Genomic DNA, 18,053 nt, shown 5'->3' on the forward strand with positions numbered 1-18,053 from the left:
ATTTTCCGCAAAGTAGAGCTTTTATGACGGAACGGGTTTTAATAACGCGCGGCCTTGCCACAGTTCAGGCCGCCATCGCGCTGATTCACGAAGCGATGCTGTCCGATGAATTCCATGTGGGCGCCAGCTATGTCACCGAGCAAACCCCGTTGCGCCGCACCGCCGATTCGTTTTATCTGGAACCTTCGCAGGCCACGCCGGACGCCTATATCGAATGGTTACTGGCGTTGTGTCGGGATGAGCGATTTCGCATCGTCTGGCCGCAAAACCGCTGGTCGCTGTTGATCGAGCAGCAAGCCCGGTTCGCCGCCGCCGGCGTCAGCCTGATTTTACCCTGTCCAGCTACGGAAACGCTGGCGGAGATTCAGGACAAGGCGCGGGCCAATGCCCGGCTGGCTACCGTCGGGGTGCCACTACCGCAAACCATGCTGATGACCACCGGTGCAGAGTTTAACGAAGCACTGGCGACTTTGAGTGCCAGCGGGCGGCGCACCTGTGTTAAACCGGTGCGGTCGATCTACGGTCTGGGTTTTCGCTTGATCGATGATGGCAAGTCGCCGTTGGAACGCTTTCTGGCCAATGATAACTTCGCGATCAGCGCCGCTGAATTCAGTCGGCTCCTGGATGCCTCGGTGGGCCATCCGCCTTTTCTAGCCATGGAGTATTTGGCGGGCGATGAGCGTTCCATCGACTGCCTGGCTCAGGATGGTCGGCTGGTGCGTGCCGTGGTTCGACGCAAGCCCGCGAATTCCAATTGGCGCTGGCAGGTGATCGAGAATGATCCTGAAGCATGGGGAATCGCGGAATGCGCCGTCGCCGCTTTCCAGCTCAACGGGTTGATCAACGTGCAAACGCGCGAACGGATCGGCGCCGATGGCACCCGACAGCAATGCTTCCTGGAAGTGAATCCACGGATGTCGGGCGGAATTTATCTGTCCTGTCAGGCAGGGTTAAACCTGCCGTATTGGATGTTGCGTTTGCTCGGTGGCACAGTGCAAGCAGCGGCTATTCCGCAACCAGCGAGCGGGCTAAAGGTAGCCAAAATCGAACAGGCTGTGATTTTGTGATAGAAACATCGACCCCGTTACCGACGGTCGAAGCCGCGCCGCGAACCCTCTTTATTCCCATTCAGGCAGGAACCTTACAGATCCGTACCCGGCGCGAGGAATGGCCGCTGGAGGCGTGCTTGGCCTGTGCCACCCGGCAAAATCCCCGCCGTCTTTATCTCTTCGTCAGTAAGGTGTTGGGCAAGCATTGGCCGGTTAAACCGAGCCTTATGCGCGCCGTTCATCGGTCGCTTGCCGAAAAAATCGCCGATTTACCGGGACCGTTGCTGGTGATTGGACTCGCCGAAACCGCTACCGCGTTGGGCCGTGGGGTTGCCGAAGAGGCCGCGCTGCAAACTGGCCGTGATGATGTCTTGTATTTGCAAACCACTCGTTATCTCTTATCGCATCATCTTGCATTCAGCTTCGATGAATCCCACAGTCATGCGCCGGATCATGCCGTTTATCGACCCGATCCAACTTTGCGACCGCTCTTTAACGCGGCAAAGAGCTTGGTATTGGTGGACGATGAAATATCGACTGGCAGGACGTTGCTTGAGTTGGCGAGGGCCTATTTACGGGCAAATTTGGATATCGAGCAGGTGGCGTTGGTTTGCATCACCAATTGGTTGAGCCTGGAGCGACAGCGGAAAATCGGTGAAGTGCTGGGACGGCCAGTGCGGTTTCCGGCCTTGATCGAAGGGGAGTTCTGCTTCGATCCTAAGCCAGATTTTCCACCACCCGAATTGCCGTTGGTGATCGCTCAGCCGGATCGTCGGCATGATCACATCACCGCCGATCCAGCACGTACTGGCGTGCTGGCCGGCCACTGGCGTTTACCGCCGCTCCCCGATCTGCCGCTGGATCGCCCACTGGCCGTGATCGGCACCGGCGAATATGCCTACACGCCGTTTCGGGTTGCCCTGGCGTGGGAAGAGCGGGGGTGCGATGTGCGGTTCCAATCGACCACCCGTTCACCGATTTTGTTGGGCGATGCGATCACCAGCCGGCGCGAATTTTGGGACAATTATGGGGATGCCATCCCAAATTACCTCTACAACCTGGACCCAGATCGGCTGCCGGTCATCTGTTATGAGCATCCGGCGATGTTGCTCGAACACTCTCTGGCTGCTCAAATCAGTGGGTTAAGTTGGGTCACGGAGCCTGCATGTCGCGACTGATTCTGTTTCTCGATCTCGACGATACGATTTTGCAAACGGCGCCGAAGTGCCCACCGGGTGAACCGCTGATCCCGGCTGCGGTGGATCGTGCGGGCCGAGCGCTGTCATTCATGAGTCAGGGCCAGCAGCGATTATTCGATTGGTGGGCAGAGCAGGCGACGATCATTCCCGTTACAGGCCGCACTGACGATGCCCTGGCCCGCGTCCTGATCCCTTTCACATCCTGGCGCATCACCCATCACGGTGCGGTGATTCGCCAACCCGATGGCCAGTTGCCGCCGTGGTGGCACGAGGAGATAGCGCCGTGCCTCAGTGCGGCACAACCGTTGCTGCAACAACTGGCCGAGCAGCTTGGCGTCGATGCAGTCGCAGGTGGTTATCGAGTGAGCCAGCATCGTATCGAGCAGCAATTAACCTATCTCTCGATTAAAGCCGACGGTGATGGTGACGCGCTGACTCGCGTGCGTAAGCGACTGGAGGCGGAAGGATTGCCGCCAACCGTGGCCTTACACCATAACGGCAGCAATTTAGCGCTCATGGTGCGTGCTGCGCAAAAGCACCATGCGGTGCAGCGGGTGATCCAGGAATTGGCCAAAGATGGGCCGGTGCTCAGTATCGGTGCCGGTGACAGTTTGACCGACTTGCCGTTTTTGCGACTCTGCGATTTTGCTCTAGTCCCTAAGGACAGCCAAATCCAGCGCGAGACCTGGGGCGCGTATCAGCCATGATGCCGTTCACCGGGAGCTACCGGGCGGAGGACACGGTTTTTCTGCTCAAGCCGATAGCCATGGCGATGGTCGATGTGGCGAGTAAGGAGCGACTGATTCAGTCCGGTCGGCGTCATTACAGTGAGTTGCTGGCGCCGGAGCAGGTGCCCGATTCCAGTTATCTGGAGTTATTTGAAGCGCTCACTGCGCGTTACGCCCGGCGATTGGCGGGCGAGGTTCTGGCGTTGGCGTGCTATCTGCGGGATACCCGGCCTGGGCCTCTGACTATTGTTTCGCTGGCACGGGCGGGGACACCCATCGGTGCATTGCTGGTGCGGGCGCTGCGCTGGCTGGAGCAGCCCAATGCCCGGCATTATTCAATTTCTATCATTCGTGACCGGGGTATCGACGAAAACGCGCTGAAGTTCATCTTACGAGAGCAAGAGCGCAACGTGGCTGGTTTAGTGTTCGTGGATGGCTGGACTGCCAAAGGCGTTATTGCCGATGAACTGAGCCGGGCGCTGGCAGCGTGGAACGCACATCAGCCGGAACAGGTGCCTGAGGCATTGCATGTGGTATCCGATATCGGTGGTGTCGCCGAGGTGGCGGCGACCGCTGATGATTACGCCATTCCCAGCGGTATTTTGAATGCGACGGTTTCGGGGCTGACCAGCCGCTCTATTCTGAACGCGGCCATCGAACCAACCGATTTCCATGGGTGCGTGTATTACGCCGAATTTACCGCTGACGACCGCTCAACGTGGTTTCTTGATCAAGTGAGCCGACATTTTCCCAGCGTTACGTCGCTGCCGATCCAGCATGGCGCCGAGCAACGCCAGGAGCGTCGGCAGGCGATGGTTGCTTTCTTAAAGCAAGTACATGCCCGCTATCGTATCGGTGATCGCAACTTTATTAAACCGGGCGTCGCTGAAGCGACGCGCGTGCTGCTGCGGCGCCTGCCCGATCTGCTGTTGTTGCGTGATCCCGACCAGCCCGATGTCGCGCATTTGCGGTTGCTGGCAGCGCAAAAGGGGGTGACTGTGGTCGTCGATCCACACATACCGATTCAGGCCACCGCGCTGATCAGGGATTTGTCGTGATAGAAAGCGCTTTTTATCCGGCGGCGGCCCCGCGCGCCCAGGCCAGGAAGCTCTCACGGTTGCGTGAACAGATCAGCACCTTGCCAGCGCCGGCAAAACGCAACACCACGCCCTCGCCGCTGGTCGCGCTGTTCAATAAATTGCCGAGCAAGCCGGCGCCGGTTTTGGCAGTTGTCACCGAAATCTCGTAATGCAGGCCACTGTCCCAGGCAATGACATGGGCGTTATCAATGATTACGTCCTTGCCTGGTTCCACATCCAGCACGAAGATGGAGCCGAAACCGGAGACGGCCAGTTGACCCTTGCCGCTGGCTTCCAGCACGAACAGGCCCCCACTTTGGGCGAATAGGGCATTGCCGAGCTGTTGGGTGCGGGTGGTCAGATCAATGCCGGCGGTCGCGGCGACGAAGGCCCCGTCGTTGAGGGTGTAGCGTTGTGGGCCAACCTCCAGCATCTGGATAGCACCCGGCAGCATGGGCGAGAGCAAGCAATCACCATCGCCGCGCGTCGCTTCGATATGTTGTTGGAAGAACGATTCGCCGGTGGTCAGACGCCGCATCAGTGCGCGGCCAAAGCCGCCGCTCATCTTGCCTTGTAGGTCGAGTGGCGTTTCCATCATAACCATCGCACCGGATTCACAGATAAGCTTTTCGCCCTTACGCAGCGAAACGTGCAAGAAAGGGTCGATATCACCAGTGATCGTAAATGTGGGCATGGCGCACCTTTGTATAAAATAGATGAGGGGGCAGGATAAGCCGACGGTGGATTTAGCGCGTAACGCATTCGGCATAATACGGGTAGATAATCGGCTATTTAATCTTGCATCGATAGCGAGCACCAGAAAACAGTGAGGTGTGACATGCCAGGCATCTGTCGGGAAGGTGTGGTAACCGAACCTCACGGGTCGGTTTTGAGACTGGCGGAACCCTAAGCCGATGAGTACGGTTTCACCGGATTTGTGCATGAATCTGCCGGATACTCTCCAGCAGGCTTGCACCGAACCGCTCGTTGCACCGCGTGGCTTGATGGCCATGCGGTTGGGCGCCTCTCTGTATATCCCAGCGACCCGACCGGATTTGGCGGCTATCGCTAACGGCATCAAGTTACCTGGCTTGCGCTCGGTGGTTTTTTGCACCGAAGATTCAGTGCATGGTCGGGATCTGGAACGTGCACTTGCCAATGTGGCGGCTTTGTTGCCGGTCTTGGAGCCGTCTGCGTTGCTGCGCTTTATTCGGCCGCGCAATCCGATGGTGCTGTGGCGCTTGTTGCAGTTGGAGGGGATCGAGCGAATTCAAGGGTTCGCCTTGCCCAAATTCGGGCCGCACAATCTGGATGACTGGTTGCGAGTCTGGGAGCATCGCAAGAGCCAGCATTATTTGTTGCCGATCCTGGAGACGGTCGAAACTTTCGATCATCGCAAGATGGAGTTAGTGCGGGATCGGTTAGCGGATAACGAGTTGCACGAGCAGATTTTGTGTCTGCGGATCGGGGGCAACGATCTGCTAAACCTGCTCGGTATTCGGCGGGGCCGGGGCGCGACGGTTTACGACACACCCTTGCGCGATACCATCGCCGATCTGGTGCGGATTTTCCATCCGGCGGGTTATCATTTGAGCGCACCGGTCTTCGATTATCTCGACACGCCAGAGGTGCTGGCGCGCGAGGTAGCCGCCGATTTGCAACATGGCTTGGTCGGCAAAACCGCGATTCATCCAGCGCAAATTCCAGTGATTGAGGCCCTGTATCGGGTCGCGTTGGATGACTACGAGACGGCAAAAGCGGTGCTGGCCCCCGATGCGGCGGCGGTGTTTCGGCGTAATGATTCGTTTTGCGAGCCTGCCACCCACTGGCGGTGGGCAACAGGCGTGCTGGCGCGGGCCGGGGTGTTCGGTGTGGCGGCCTGATGGGGGCCGTCGGATTCTCTGATGGTGCGCTACAGAGCAGATTACGGAACCGGCGCTGCGAATTCGAAGGAATCGTAGAACAAGCGGTCTTCGGGTAAGCCTTGTGCAGCGAACACTGCCTTGGCAGCTTTGATCATCGGTGGTGGGCCACTCATATAAACCGTATGCCCATCCAACGCCGGATAGTCGGCGGCCACCGCTTCGTGTACCCAGCCCGTGCGACCTTGCCAGTCATCTTCCAAGCGGGGTTCCGACAGCACTGGGGTATAGCGAAAGTTCGGGTGATCTCGCATCCATTGACGCGGCAGCTCGTCCAAATAGAGATCAACTTTTGCCCGGACACCCCAGTAGAAGTGCAAGGGTTGATCCAGCCCGATATGAAAAGCGTGCTCCAAGATGCCTTTGAGTGGCGCAAATCCGGTGCCGCCACCGATCAGAATGATGGGAAACGCTAACTCCTCCCGCAAAAAAAAGGTTCCCAGCGGCCCTTGAAAGCGGAACAACGCTTTCTCTTTCATCCTCTCGAACAGATAGCCAGTGAAAAAACCGCCGGGCACCTGCCGTGCGTGCAATTCCAGCAAAGTATCGGCATGTGGCGGATTAGCCAGCGAGAAGCTACGCCGCCGACCGTCCGAAAGCAGGATATCCACATACTGCCCGGCCAGAAACTGGAGGCGTTCGGTGCTCGGTAAGCGCAGGTAAAGTCGCAGTACGTCTGGGGCCAGTAACTCTCGCTGTTCCACCCGGCAGGGCATGGTTTTAATGGGGATATCGCCGCTGGTTTTGATCTCGCGCGCTTCGATCACCAGATCTGAGCGTGGTCTGGCCTGGCAGAGTAAAACTTTACCTTCGCTCGCCTCACGTTCGCTAAGGCCGGGTGGCCGTCCATCTGGATACGCGATCTCGCCCGTGACCAACTTGGCCATACAGGCGGAACAGGTACCGGCCCGGCAGCCGTAAGGTAGCATGACCCCTTTCTCTCGCAGGGCCGCATCCAAAATCGGCTCATTTTCGGCGACTTGCAGCAGGCGGCCACTGGGTTGTAGCGTAACGCGATAAGGCATGATGGCTTGGACTCGTGAGGCAATGGGTGCGGGCTGTTAGAGTCAATAGGTGGTGAGCGGTTCGCTGGCCCTATAGACCTAGCTCTCCCCAAAGGGCATCCACCCGTTGCTTAACCGCCTCGGTCATGGCGATGGGTCGTCCCCAGGGGCGAGTGGTTTCACCTGGCCACTTGTTGGTGGCATCGAAGCCGATCTTTGAACCGAGACCGGATACCGGCGAGGCGAAATCGAGATAATCAATCGGCGTATTTTCAATGGTAACGGTATCCCGCGCTGGGTCCATGCGAGTAGTCATTGCCCAGATTACGTCTTTCCAATCGCGGGCATTGATATCATCATCTACGACGATGACAAACTTGGTGTACATGAACTGACGCAGAAAGGACCAAATGCCCAGCATCACCCGTTTGGCGTGACCGGGATACTGCTTGCGCAGTGATACTACCGCCAATCGGTAGGAACAGCCCTCCGGTGGCAGATAAAAATCCATAATTTCAGGAAATTGTTTTTGCAGAATGGGTACGAAGACCTCGTTCAGCGCCACGCCTAAAATCGCCGGTTCATCCGGTGGTCGGCCGGTATAAGTGCTGTGGTAGATCGGGTTTTCTCGGTGGGTGATGCGCTCGACAGTGAAGACCGGAAAGTGATCGGTTTCGTTGTAGTAACCGGTGTGATCGCCAAAAGGGCCTTCCAAAGCGGTTTCACCCGGTGCGATATGGCCTTCCAGGACAAACTCCGCCGAGGCCGGTACCTGTAATTCGCTCCCCAGGCAGTGCGCCAGTTCGGTGCGAGAACCGCGCAGCAAACCGGCAAATGCATATTCGGACAGCGTATCCGGTACGGGGGTGACCGCCGCCAGAATCGTGGCCGGATCGGCGCCCAGCGCCACAGCGACCGGAAACGGCTCACCGGGATGGGCCTGTTGCCATTCACGAAAATCCAGCGCCCCGCCCCGGTGTGACAACCAGCGCATGATTACCTTGTTTCGACCGATCACTTGCTGGCGATAAATACCAAGATTCTGGCGTGGCTTGTGTGGGCCACGGGTGGTCACCAGCCCCCAGGTGATCAGCGGCCCCGCGTCTTCCGGCCAGCAGGTTTGGATCGGTAGCTGGGGCAGATCGACCGCCGGTCCTTCACGGACGCATTCCTGACATGCGGGCCGACTGACGTTTTTCGGCGCCATGTCGAGCACCTTCTTGAAAACTGGCAGTTTCTCCCAGGCATCGCGCAGCCCTTTAGGTGGTTCAGGCTCCTTAAGAAAAGCCAACAATTTGCCGACTTCCCGCAGCGCTGCAACCTCGTCCGCTCCCATGCCTAAGGCCACCCGCCTTGGTGTCCCAAATAGATTAGCCAATACCGGGGTGGTATGGCCTTTGGGATGCTCAAATAACAGCGCCGGGCCGCCGCCGCGCAGCACCCGGTCACAGATCTCAGTCATCTCCAGATTCGGGTCTACCGTTACCGCGATACGCCGGAGTTCACCCAACCGTTCCAGTTGGGCGATGAAGTCCCGCAGATCCTTATATTGCATTCGTCAGTTCTCATCAGGCCGTAAAAAGGCCCGTTCAGATCGTGGAACAAAAATTCTACCAGCGAACCAGGGTGATACGCTCGCTTTCACACGCTAGACTTGCGGAGCATAAACGTACTCGTCATACCATTCACGCCTCGCCTGATCTTGGGAGACACCATGAAGTTTTTGCTCCGCTTGGCGGCAGCCATTGATGTGCTCAACGCGGCCATTGGCCGCTGGATGACTTGGCTGATCCTGTGCTGCACCTTGATCAGCGCCTTGGCGGCTACACTGCGTTATGGGTTTGATTGGGGTTCCAATGCCTTGTTAGAAGCACAATGGTTCATGTTTGGGCTGGTGTTTCTCTTCTGCGCGGCCTGGACCCTGCAAGTCGGTGGTCATGTCCGCATTGATATCCTGTATGCCCGGCTCAGGCCGGTGGTCCGGTTATGGATCGACATTCTGGGCAGCTTGCTGTTCCTGTTGCCGGTTTGCCTGTTGATTGCCTTTGACTCCTGGAATTTCTTTTTAATCGCCTATCGCACGGGTGAGGGTTCACCAAACCCTGGCGGTTTGCTGTGGTGGCCGCTCAAATTGGCGATTCCGGTGGCGTTCTCTCTGCTGAGCCTGCAAGGCATTTCTGAGATCATTAAAAATGTCGCGGCGTTGACAGGGCATCGGGCGCTCCCTGAGTTTCGGGGAGGGCACTGAGATGGCTGCATTTCTTATCGCCAACATGGCGCCGATCATGTTTTCGGCGCTGGTGGTGTTCTTACTGATCGGCTATCCAGTTGCTTTTTCGTTAGCGGCCGTGGGCATAGCCTTCGGGCTGCTCGGCATCGAGCTCGGCCTGCTGACCCCAAACTTGCTGCAAGCATTTCCCGACCGGGTGTTCGGGATCATGAAAAACGAGATTCTACTGGCCATCCCGTTTTTCACCTTCATGGGGCTGGTGCTTGAACGCAGCGGCATGGCTGAGGAATTACTCGATACTATCGGCCAGCTATTCGGTGGCATACGGGGCGGATTGGCTTATGCAGTGATTTTTGTCGGCGCACTGCTAGCCGCCACTACCGGTGTGGTCGCCGCTTCAGTGATCGCTATGGGATTGATTTCCCTGCCGATCATGCTGCGTTATGGCTATGACCGGGCGCTTGCCTCCGGCGTGATCGCCGCCTCCGGTACGCTGGCCCAGATTATCCCGCCCTCTCTGGTGCTGATCGTCATGGCTGATGTGCTGGGCCGCTCGGTGGGCGACATGTACAAGGGGGCATTTATTCCCGGTTTGATCCTGACCAGCCTGTATGTGATATGGGTGTTTCTCAACACGGTATTTCGACCGCAGCTGGCGCCGGCTTTACCACCGGAGGCGCGCACCGTGCGCGGTTGGGCGCTGCTCCGGCGGGTGGCGGTAGCCATGGTTCCGCCGTTGCTGCTGATTTTTCTGGTGCTCGGCAGCATTTTCATCGGTTGGGCTACCCCAACCGAGGGCGGTGCCCTGGGGGCGGTCGGCGCCTTGGGGCTGGCCTTGGCCAAAGGTAAGTTTAACCGGACTATGCTGGTGGAGGCCATGCACAGCACCGCCAAGATCACCAGCTTTGTGATTTTCATCTTGATCGGTGCCAGCGTCTTCAGCCTGGTTTTTCGCGGCGTCAATGGCGATCTGTGGGTTGAGCACCTGTTGCTGGATTTGCCCGGTGGTCAACTGGGGTTCCTGATCGTCGTCAACACCATGGTGTTCTTACTGGCGTTCTTTCTCGATTTCTTTGAGATCAGCTTCATCATCTTGCCGCTGCTGGCACCGGTCGCCGAGAAGTTGGGCATTGATCTGGTCTGGTTTGGCGTGCTGATAGGCGTGAATATGCAAACCTCGTTCATGCACCCGCCGTTTGGTTTCGCCCTGTTCTACCTGCGCAGCGTTGCTCCGCCGGAGGTGCGGACTGGCGATATCTATTGGGGAGCGGTGCCATTTGTGGTCATTCAGGTCATCATGGTCGCGCTGATCATTATTTTTCCATCCCTGGTCACGGTGGGTTTGGATCGTCCGGTGCATTCGGGGGGGGCGACACCGGTGCAGATTCTGGCGCCTGAAGAGGGACAGGCTGGCGGTAGAACCGACCAACAACCGGACGATACCGCCGATTTGTTTAACCGGTTGCAGAAACCGGCTCAGTAGAGGGCAACAAAAAACCCGGATGCCGCAATGGCGTCCGGGTTTTACGTAACAATGGCCGAGATTGGCTATTTCTTAGCGCGCAATTGAGCCTGCATGAAGCCCGATAGCGCGCCTTCTGGCAACCCTAACCAAATATCAGAGGTCTGTTGGAAGGCTCGCAGGGAATCAAACAGCTTTTTGAAATCCGGATTCTTGGCCGATTCTTCAGCGTAAATCTTTTGCGCCGCATCGTAAGCCGCTTTTAATACGTCGTCCGGATAGCGCCGCAGTTGGGTGCCGTTTTGCACCAAGCGTTGGATGGCTGGCGGGTTTTTGGCATCGTAGGCCGCCATCATGCCAAGATTGGCCTCGGTAGCGGCGACTTCAAAGGCCGCTTGATAGGCTCTGGGCAGTTTTTCCCATTGTTCCTTGTTGATCAAAAAACTGATTTGTGGACCTGGTTCCCACCAACCGGGGTAGTAGTAGAACTTGGCGACTTTATAAAACCCCAATTTTTCATCGTCGTAGGGTCCTACCCACTCGGCGGCATCAATAGCGCCGCGCTCCAGCGCCGGATAAATCTCACCGCCCGGCAAGGCTTGCGGAACCGCACCCAACGCCGAAAATACCTCAGCGCCAAAGCCTGGAATCCGCATTTTCAAGCCCTTAAGATCTTCCAGCGATTTGACTTCTTTGCGGAACCAGCCACCCATCTGGGTGCCGGTGTTGCCACCGGGGAAATTGACGACGTTGTATTTTGCGAAGAATTCGCGCGCCAGGGTTAGCCCTTCCCCGTAATAATACCAACCGTTCATTTGCCGCGCATTTAGGCCGAACGGAATGGCGGTATCGATGGAAAAGGCTTTGTTTTTGCCGTGAAAGTAATAACCGCAGGTATGGCAGCATTCCACCGTATTCTGCTGCACAGCATCCAGCACCCCAAACGGTGGGACGATCTCGCCGCCCGCGAAAACGCGCATCTTAAACTTGCCGTCGGTCAGCTCGGCGATGCGTTTCGCCAACACCTCGGCGCCGCCGTAAATGGTATCAAGGCTCTTGGGGAAGCTTGATGCAATCCGCCATTCAATAGTCGGAGTTCCTTGCACCGCAGTAGCGGGGGTTGGCGCCGGCGCCGGGGCCGGGGCTGCGGCAGGGGTCTGGGCCAGTGCGGGTATGGTTCCGCCGGCCGCGACAGCCGCTAAACCCAAACCCGTTTTTTTCATAAACTCACGACGTTGCATGTCTTCCTCCACACGATTTTTTTGACAACGTTCCGGCCAGCTAAAGCGCTGGCCGGCTGTCTCTTAAATTTATCAGATGTTCACAGGATTTCACCTGTCGGGGGTGAATCGAGCGATTGAACGAGGCGGTCGGCTTGGGGTTACGGGTTAGCTGATCAGGTCGCCGCTGGGGCAGGGGGTGACACGGGGCCTTGTAATTGGGCCGCATCGGTGGCTGACAGCATTGCTCCCTGTTTCTCCGGCGGGTTGCCGACCAGCAGTTGCAGCCCGGAACGGAAGCATTGGCTGGCGTAGGTCAGCTCGTGCAGCGAGGTCGCCAGTTCCCCCAATTCTTGATAAGCATCCGGGGTGGGTAATCGCTTGATGCTTCGCTCCAAATAGTCCCGAGCTTTGTCATTTTGTTGGCAGCGTTTGGCCAGCCGACCCAGGGTGAGTAGCAGATAAGGGTCTTCACCGTGTTTAGCGAGCCAGCCTTCCGCCGTAGCCAATTGGGCGGTGGCGTTGCCGCGACCGAGCAGGCCGTAACCGACGGCCAGTTTGGCATTCCAGCGCCGGTTGATTGCTTCACGTAGCAGGATCTCGGCATCATCGATTGCTTCGCAGTCGCGCAGTGCCGTCGCATAATCAACCAGAAATCCCTCATCTTCTTCGCGCAGGGCCGCTGGTGCTCGCTTCCACAACGCACGCAGACGTTCCAGCGAATTGCCGGCTGCCGCGCTTTCCAGCAGACCGTGATAGGTTTGTTGCTGCAATTCCACAAAGGTTTGGTTGCTGAGCACATTCTGTTTTTTCAATTCGGCTAACAGTTGTTCGAGGGGTTCCCAGGCAGCCATTTGCCGGTAGGTTTTTGCCAGCCAGTGCAATACGCCCGGATGACGCGGGTGCGAGGTGTGCAATGATTCAAGGAGCGGGCGCGCTTGCTCAGGTTTTTGGTCATCCAGCAAAAACTCTGCCCGAGTGAGTTGGACCGTCACTGGATCAGCACCCTGGCACTCTTCGGCTTTGCGCAGATGAAGATCCCGCCGCCATTTTTCTTCGCTGCTTTGGTGGCTGGCCCGTGCGGCAGTCAGATAATGCTGGGCGGGCATTTCGCTACCGCTAGCCCCTTTCAACAGTACTTTCTCGGCCGCCGCTGCATGGCCCGCCGCCATTTTTTGAAGGCCCTCATCAAACAACTGGCGTGCTCTCTGTTGTTCCCACCGACGACTCGCGGCTGAGGTCAGTGCAGGCGACCGCCAAAAGCGGATGCCAAATCGAACCAGGAAATAAAAAACGCCAAACAGCAGAAACAGCGTAATGATGAAAATGGCGAAGCTGGTCTCAATGGTCCACTGACCAATACTGACCATGGCATAACCGGGATCTTGCCGAAGGAAAAGGGCGATCCAGACCGAGACGAACAGCGTGATGATGGTGCCAAACAGCACTTTCATGGCCGTCCCTCCCGACCGAGGGCCGGTTGGCTTACCGTAGCTGCTTCCCGCGCAGCACGAATCGGTTGCCGGCGGCTTAGCACCTCATTAAAAGCCTGTTGGATACCGGTCAGATCAGGCAGATAGACGTTAAATTCCACCTCACGCACGGCCTTCAGTTCGGCGAGGAGCGTGCTGACACGCGAGTCGCGCGTGTCGAAATAGGTGTTTAGCCATTTGTTGGCCAGTTCAGCAGAATCCTGATAGGTTTGAGCGTCACTGCGTAACAAGGCTGCTCGCATACTTTCCAGTTCCAGCATCAGATTTTGCCGCAAGAAAAACTCCTCCTCCATGGCAACCAGCGGCGGTGCTTCGCTACGGACCCGACGGATCACCACGATATCCTTGAATTGTTGCCAGACTGCCTCGCCGGCTCGTTCCCACCAAGGCAGCCCAGCGGTATCCGGGCTGATCGCCGCGTTTGCAGAGGGCTTGACCCGATCTTTAATATCCGGCACGCCTGAATCGATCTTAATCGGTAGCTTGGCGACTTGAACGCCCATTTCCATGAGCTTGTGCGCTAAGCCAGAAAAGTCGGGAAGTTTCGCGCCACGCAAGCTGCTGATCGCTTCACCGAGCATGGTTTGCAGGGGGGCCATGGCGCTCTCATCAACGGCCTTCAGGCGCTGTTGGGCGGTCTCTAGCGCTAAGCGGGCTGTGGGGACGTTACGTTCGAGCTTGAGCTTGCTATCCGCCAACCGTAGCAGGTAATCGACTTCAGCCAGCGGAAAAGCATTTATGTCGCCACCCTTAGTGGCTAGGGTTCGCAGGGTTTCCAGGCTTTCGGCCAGCCCTGTATCGGCCAAGCGGGCATTTTTTAACTGATCGTCCACTTTGGCTAGCTGCGTCTGCTGTGCCTGCACTTGCGCTTCGAGTGCCTGGCGCTGCTTTTGAGCCTCCGCTTTTTGGATGTCGGAGTTTTCACGCAGCAGTTTAATCTCGCCCTTGAGAACCTCATTCTCGCCTTTCTGTAACTCCATGGCGTTTTTGAGTGGCTGCAAATCACCCGCCAGGCCAAGCGCTTGGCCTTTGAGATCCTGGCTTTCGGCGCGGGCTTGATCGAGTGTCGTCTTCAAACCCTGGACCTGTTGCAACTGGGTTTTCAGCGCTTGCAGTTCTGGATTGATTTGGGCAGTCGCTTGCTTGACGGCAGCCTCCAAGCGGGCGGGATGGCTGGCGCGTTCTTGTTGCCATAGGTACCAAAGGTAGCCGCTGCCGCCGAAAGCGCCCAACGCCAAGAGCAGTGCGAAGCTCGCCAAACCGCGACCGCCCTTGGGTGGAGGGCTTGTTGCGGTACGGGTGGGGGGAGCGGTGGTGGCCGCCGCTATCGGCGCAGCCTTCGTGGTGACATTATCCGATGTTGTCTCTGTCATATCGCGTTACCAAGCTGAGCTGGAGAAGAGGTAGCCGCGAGCTTGAGCAGCGCGGCGATGATCGCTTCGTCACTGGCCTCGTCGGCGACCAGAAGGTGGCGGCAACCGAGTTCCGCCGCAGTCTGTCGGGTACGGGCGCTGAGCACGATTAATGAGGTTTCCTGGAGAGCATCTTGCCCGGCTTTGCCTAGCATATCAAACAGATTCAATAAACTCTCGGTGCTGGTGATGACCACGGCGCCGATTGCACCACACCGCCAATGTTCCAGAAGCAATCCGGCATCCGCTACCGGCCGCTCACGTCGATACACCGTGGCCCGATCCACGCGAGCGCCCCGCTCGGTCAGGACATCACCCAGCAGCGGCCGACCCCCTTCGCCACAGACGATGAGGATGGCCTGTTCGGCCACTTGCTCAGGACCCAACAGCGCCAAAAGCCCTTCGCTGGTGAAATCGGCCGTCGGTTGCAGGCACTGGTCGATCCCTGCTTGGGTCAATCTGCGGGCAGTTGCTCGACCGATGGCGGCGATTTCTAGGGTGGGAGGCCAGCCACCGTATGTCTGGATGAGCGGCAAGGCGCGTTCTACGGCATTGGGGCTGGTGAAGATCGCCAGCCGGTAGTGTGCCAGCCGGCCAAACGCAGTCAGCGCCAGATTCCAGTCGTGCGGTTCCTGGATGGAGAGGGCAGGGCAGCGAATGGCCGTGCCTCCATGGTGCTCGATCAACTGGCAAAGCGGTTCTGCTTGGTGTTCCGGTCGGGTCACTAACACGCCCAAGCCGTGCAGCGAAGAGGTCATTGCGCGATGACCGTCAAGAAAGAGCAAAAACTCGTTGCAGAATCGCGTCCGCACCGCGATCCAGCAGATCTTCCGCCAAGGTTATCCCCAACGCGGAGGCCGCCAGGGTTGGTCCACGCACCTCACCGGCGATGATCTGGGTACCGTCTGGCTCACCGACCAGACCACGCAGCCATAATTCGTCACCTTCCAGGACGGCATAACCGGCGATAGGCACCTGACAGCCGCCTTGTAAGCGGGTATTGAACGCTCTTTCTGCGGTTAAGCGTAATCGGGTGGGCGGATCGTCGAGCACAGCGAGCAGGTTATGGACCTTGGCATCGTTGCTGCGGCATTCCACGCCGATGGCGCCTTGGCCGATGGCAGGTAGGCTGAAGTCCGGTTGCAAAATCTGGGCGATACGGTCGGCCAGCCCCAATCGTTGGAGGCCGGCGGCGGCCAGAATGATGGCATCGAATTCCCCGGCATCCAGTTTAGCCAACCGGCTGTTGACGTTACCGCGCAAGCTGGTGATTCGCCAATGGGGATAATGGGCCGCCAACTGGCATTGTCGGCGTAGGCTGGAGGTGCCGACTCGCGCATTGGTGGGCAAGCTGCCTGGATTGGCATAGCGGTTAGCGACAAAGGCATCCCGTGGGTCTTCGCGCGCTAAAATAGCGGCCAAACCCAGGCCATCGGGAAAGGCCATCGGTACATCTTTCATGGAATGAACGGCCAGATCGGCGCGACCTTCCAGCAGACCCTCCTCCAGTTCCTTAACGAATAAGCCTTTGCCGCCGATTTTGGCGAGTGGGCTATCGAGAATGCGGTCACCGCGCGTAACCATGCCGAGTAATTCGACGCGCAAACCGGGATGGGCCTGCCGCAGGCGTTCGGCGACGTGTTCGGCTTGCCAGAGGGCGAGGGCGCTTTTGCGAGTGGCGATGCGTAGGGTATCGGAATCCATGGTTTTGCTAAACTATGCCGTTCCTTAAATTTTCACGATGATAATTCAAAGAATAACTGATGAACGATCAGCAAACCAATAAGAGCTGGGGCGGGCGATTCACCGAAAGCACCGATGCCTTCGTTGCGGCGTTTACCGCCTCGGTCGAGTTCGACCGCCGAATGTACCGGCAGGACATCGCGGGTTCCATCGCCCACGCCCGCATGTTGACGCGGATCGGGGTGCTGACCGAGGCGGATTGTGCGGCGATTATTGCCGGCCTAACGGAGATTCGCGCTGAAATCGAGCGCAGCGACTTTGAGTGGTCCGTGGCGCTGGAAGATGTCCACATGAACATTGAGGCGCGGCTGACCGAGCGGATCGGTGCCGCCGGCAAGCGCTTGCACACCGGACGCTCGCGCAACGATCAGGTTGCCACCGATATTCGCCTGTATCTGCGCGATGCGATTGACGCCATTGGAATGGAACTCAAACGGTTGCAAGGTGGCCTGGTCGCGTTGGCAGCCCAAGAGGCGGCGACCATCATGCCGGGTTTTACACATTTGCAAGTCGCCCAGCCGGTCACTTTCGGCCATCACCTGCTGGCCTGGTTTGAGATGCTGAAACGTGATGGCGCCCGCTTGGCCGATTGCCGGAAACGGGTCAATATCATGCCACTGGGTGCGGCGGCGCTGGCAGGAACCAGCTATCCGTTGGATCGGGACTATACCGCTCAGTTGTTGGGCTTTGACGCGCCGACCGCCAATTCGCTGGACGCGGTGAGCGACCGCGATTTCGCCATCGAATTCGCCGCTGCTGCGGCCATTCTCCTCACGCATCTGTCGCGGATGTCTGAGGAACTGGTGCTATGGTCTTCGGCGCAATTCGACTTCATTGATTTGCCGGATCGATTTTGTACCGGCTCGTCGATTATGCCGCAGAAGAAAAACCCGGATGTGCCCGAATTAGTGCGCGGCAAGGTGGGGCGAGTCAATGGGCATTTGATTGCTTTGTTGACCTTGATGAAGAGTCAGCCCTTGGCTTACAACAAAGACAATCAGGAAGACAAGGAGCCGCTGTTCGATACGGTGGATACTGTGCTCGGCTGTCTGCGCGTGTTCGCCGATATGGTGCCAGCGCTGCGGCCGAAGCGTGAAATTATGCTGCAAGCGGCCCGGCGCGGCTTCGCTACCGCAACTGATTTGGCCGATTATCTGGTGTGCAAAGGGCTGCCGTTTCGTGATGCGCATGAGGTGGTGGGTAAGGCGGTGCGGTTGGGGGTCGAGACCGGGCGCGATCTGGCTGAGATGAGCCTGGCGGAATTGCAGCATTTTTCGCCATTGATCGAGAACGATGTATTCGACGTTCTGTCTTTGGAAGGTTCGGTGGCGGCCCGCAATGTGTTGGGCGGCACCGCCCCGGCGCGGGTGCGAGCGGCGGCGGCGGCGGCACAACAATGGCTGGCTGAGACTGAATAATGCCATCTGTGGTGATCTGCGTTGTTTGGAAAGGCCCAATGGAACGACTCGGCGCGGCGTGGTCTATGTTTGGCAACTTTAACTTTGGGAGCGT

Annotated in this window: 16 protein-coding genes; 8 read left to right on the plus strand and 8 right to left on the minus strand. The window is 57.9% G+C overall.

Annotated features, from left to right (window positions below; translation table 11 throughout):
* Positions 1–23: 23 nt before the first annotated feature.
* Genes BN873_RS13320 through BN873_RS13335 form a run of 4 tightly spaced genes read left to right on the plus strand, consistent with a single transcriptional unit; the run spans position 24 to position 4,034 of the window.
* Positions 24–1,067: an ATP-grasp domain-containing protein gene (locus BN873_RS13320; protein WP_048674460.1), complete on the plus strand. Its 1,044-nt coding sequence runs from the start codon at positions 24–26 to the stop codon at positions 1,065–1,067.
* Positions 1,064–2,227, plus strand: coding sequence for a phosphoribosyltransferase domain-containing protein (locus tag BN873_RS13325; protein WP_048674463.1), 1,164 nt, complete (start codon positions 1,064–1,066; stop codon positions 2,225–2,227). The genes BN873_RS13320 and BN873_RS13325 overlap by 4 nt, the downstream gene beginning before the upstream one ends.
* Positions 2,215–2,955 (plus strand): HAD family hydrolase, encoded by a 741-nt coding sequence (locus tag BN873_RS13330; protein WP_048674466.1) that lies wholly within the window; start codon positions 2,215–2,217, stop codon positions 2,953–2,955. The genes BN873_RS13325 and BN873_RS13330 overlap by 13 nt, the downstream gene beginning before the upstream one ends.
* Positions 2,952–4,034 (plus strand): cysteine protease StiP domain-containing protein, encoded by a 1,083-nt coding sequence (locus BN873_RS13335; protein WP_320411711.1) that lies wholly within the window; start codon positions 2,952–2,954, stop codon positions 4,032–4,034. Before BN873_RS13330 ends, BN873_RS13335 begins: the two co-directional genes overlap by 4 nt.
* A gap of 13 nt (positions 4,035–4,047) precedes the next feature.
* Here the strand turns inward: BN873_RS13335 and BN873_RS13340 are convergent, their stop codons facing one another.
* Complete coding sequence (locus BN873_RS13340; RefSeq protein WP_048674469.1) at positions 4,048–4,749, minus strand: TIGR00266 family protein; 702 nt, start codon at positions 4,747–4,749, stop codon at positions 4,048–4,050.
* A 220-nt stretch (positions 4,750–4,969) separates the two neighbouring features.
* Here BN873_RS13340 and BN873_RS13345 point away from each other — a divergent pair, with 220 nt between their 5' ends.
* Entirely contained in the window at positions 4,970–5,938 is a 969-nt protein-coding gene (locus BN873_RS13345; protein WP_242434437.1) for an HpcH/HpaI aldolase/citrate lyase family protein, read from the plus strand.
* A gap of 41 nt (positions 5,939–5,979) precedes the next feature.
* Here BN873_RS13345 and BN873_RS13350 read toward each other — a convergent pair whose 3' ends face one another.
* Both BN873_RS13350 and ubiD read right to left on the minus strand, forming a co-directional pair.
* On the minus strand, positions 5,980–7,002 hold the full coding sequence (locus BN873_RS13350; RefSeq protein WP_048674470.1) for a CDP-6-deoxy-delta-3,4-glucoseen reductase: 1,023 nt from the start codon (positions 7,000–7,002) through the stop codon (positions 5,980–5,982).
* A 70-nt stretch (positions 7,003–7,072) separates the two neighbouring features.
* Entirely contained in the window at positions 7,073–8,536 is a 1,464-nt protein-coding gene (gene ubiD, locus BN873_RS13355) for a 4-hydroxy-3-polyprenylbenzoate decarboxylase (protein WP_048674473.1), read from the minus strand.
* Positions 8,537–8,695: 159 nt separating this feature from the next.
* On the opposite strand from ubiD, the gene BN873_RS13360 reads away from it, so the two are divergent.
* Together BN873_RS13360 and BN873_RS13365 are read left to right on the plus strand one after the other, a co-directional pair.
* Entirely contained in the window at positions 8,696–9,229 is a 534-nt protein-coding gene (locus BN873_RS13360; RefSeq protein WP_048674475.1) for a TRAP transporter small permease subunit, read from the plus strand.
* Between the two features lies 1 nt (position 9,230).
* The gene (locus BN873_RS13365; protein WP_048674478.1) at positions 9,231–10,694 is read left to right on the plus strand and encodes a TRAP transporter large permease; all 1,464 of its coding nucleotides are present in this window, start codon (positions 9,231–9,233) and stop codon (positions 10,692–10,694) included.
* Positions 10,695–10,759: 65 nt separating this feature from the next.
* Here BN873_RS13365 and BN873_RS13370 read toward each other — a convergent pair whose 3' ends face one another.
* From BN873_RS13370 to hemC, 5 genes are all read right to left on the minus strand, one after another.
* Positions 10,760–11,914 carry a TRAP transporter substrate-binding protein gene (locus BN873_RS13370; RefSeq protein WP_048674481.1) on the minus strand — a complete coding sequence of 385 codons (1,155 nt, stop codon included), beginning with the start codon at positions 11,912–11,914 and terminating at the stop codon, positions 10,760–10,762.
* A 155-nt stretch (positions 11,915–12,069) separates the two neighbouring features.
* A complete protein-coding gene (locus tag BN873_RS13375) occupies positions 12,070–13,347 on the minus strand; it encodes a heme biosynthesis HemY N-terminal domain-containing protein (RefSeq protein ID WP_048674484.1) in 1,278 nt (425 codons plus the stop codon).
* Positions 13,344–14,759, minus strand: a complete 1,416-nt coding sequence (locus BN873_RS13380) for a uroporphyrinogen-III C-methyltransferase (protein WP_082161288.1) — start codon at positions 14,757–14,759, stop codon at positions 13,344–13,346. Before BN873_RS13380 ends, BN873_RS13375 begins: the two co-directional genes overlap by 4 nt.
* On the minus strand, positions 14,756–15,556 hold the full coding sequence (locus BN873_RS13385) for a uroporphyrinogen-III synthase (RefSeq protein ID WP_048674492.1): 801 nt from the start codon (positions 15,554–15,556) through the stop codon (positions 14,756–14,758). Before BN873_RS13385 ends, BN873_RS13380 begins: the two co-directional genes overlap by 4 nt.
* A 13-nt stretch (positions 15,557–15,569) precedes the next feature.
* Positions 15,570–16,502: a hydroxymethylbilane synthase gene (gene hemC / locus BN873_RS13390; protein ID WP_048674495.1), complete on the minus strand. Its 933-nt coding sequence runs from the start codon at positions 16,500–16,502 to the stop codon at positions 15,570–15,572.
* 59 nt (positions 16,503–16,561) lie between these two features.
* On the opposite strand from hemC, the gene argH reads away from it, so the two are divergent.
* Entirely contained in the window at positions 16,562–17,959 is a 1,398-nt protein-coding gene (gene argH, locus BN873_RS13395) for an argininosuccinate lyase (protein WP_048674497.1), read from the plus strand.
* Positions 17,960–18,053 lie beyond the last annotated feature (94 nt).

The sequence above is a fragment of the Candidatus Competibacter denitrificans Run_A_D11 genome (assembly GCF_001051235.1).
GTDB lineage: Bacteria > Pseudomonadota > Gammaproteobacteria > Competibacterales > Competibacteraceae > Competibacter_A > Competibacter_A denitrificans.

What these genes read in the sequence shown, in the direction of transcription:
- BN873_RS13340 (WP_048674469.1), bottom strand. Translation starts at nt 4,749, where the DNA reads ATGCCCACATTTACGATCACTGGTGATATCGACCCTTTCTTGCACGTT.
- BN873_RS13335 (WP_320411711.1), top strand. Translation starts at nt 2,952, where the DNA reads ATGATGCCGTTCACCGGGAGCTACCGGGCGGAGGACACGGTTTTTCTG.
- BN873_RS13350 (WP_048674470.1), bottom strand. Translation starts at nt 7,002, where the DNA reads ATGCCTTATCGCGTTACGCTACAACCCAGTGGCCGCCTGCTGCAAGTC.
- BN873_RS13360 (WP_048674475.1), top strand. Translation starts at nt 8,696, where the DNA reads ATGAAGTTTTTGCTCCGCTTGGCGGCAGCCATTGATGTGCTCAACGCG.
- BN873_RS13385 (WP_048674492.1), bottom strand. Translation starts at nt 15,556, where the DNA reads ATGACCTCTTCGCTGCACGGCTTGGGCGTGTTAGTGACCCGACCGGAA.
- hemC (WP_048674495.1), bottom strand. Translation starts at nt 16,502, where the DNA reads ATGGATTCCGATACCCTACGCATCGCCACTCGCAAAAGCGCCCTCGCC.
- BN873_RS13345 (WP_242434437.1), top strand. Translation starts at nt 4,970, where the DNA reads ATGAGTACGGTTTCACCGGATTTGTGCATGAATCTGCCGGATACTCTC.
- BN873_RS13380 (WP_082161288.1), bottom strand. Translation starts at nt 14,759, where the DNA reads ATGACAGAGACAACATCGGATAATGTCACCACGAAGGCTGCGCCGATA.
- BN873_RS13330 (WP_048674466.1), top strand. Translation starts at nt 2,215, where the DNA reads ATGTCGCGACTGATTCTGTTTCTCGATCTCGACGATACGATTTTGCAA.
- argH (WP_048674497.1), top strand. Translation starts at nt 16,562, where the DNA reads ATGAACGATCAGCAAACCAATAAGAGCTGGGGCGGGCGATTCACCGAA.
- BN873_RS13370 (WP_048674481.1), bottom strand. Translation starts at nt 11,914, where the DNA reads ATGCAACGTCGTGAGTTTATGAAAAAAACGGGTTTGGGTTTAGCGGCT.
- BN873_RS13320 (WP_048674460.1), top strand. Translation starts at nt 24, where the DNA reads ATGACGGAACGGGTTTTAATAACGCGCGGCCTTGCCACAGTTCAGGCC.
- ubiD (WP_048674473.1), bottom strand. Translation starts at nt 8,536, where the DNA reads ATGCAATATAAGGATCTGCGGGACTTCATCGCCCAACTGGAACGGTTG.
- BN873_RS13375 (WP_048674484.1), bottom strand. Translation starts at nt 13,347, where the DNA reads ATGAAAGTGCTGTTTGGCACCATCATCACGCTGTTCGTCTCGGTCTGG.
- BN873_RS13365 (WP_048674478.1), top strand. Translation starts at nt 9,231, where the DNA reads ATGGCTGCATTTCTTATCGCCAACATGGCGCCGATCATGTTTTCGGCG.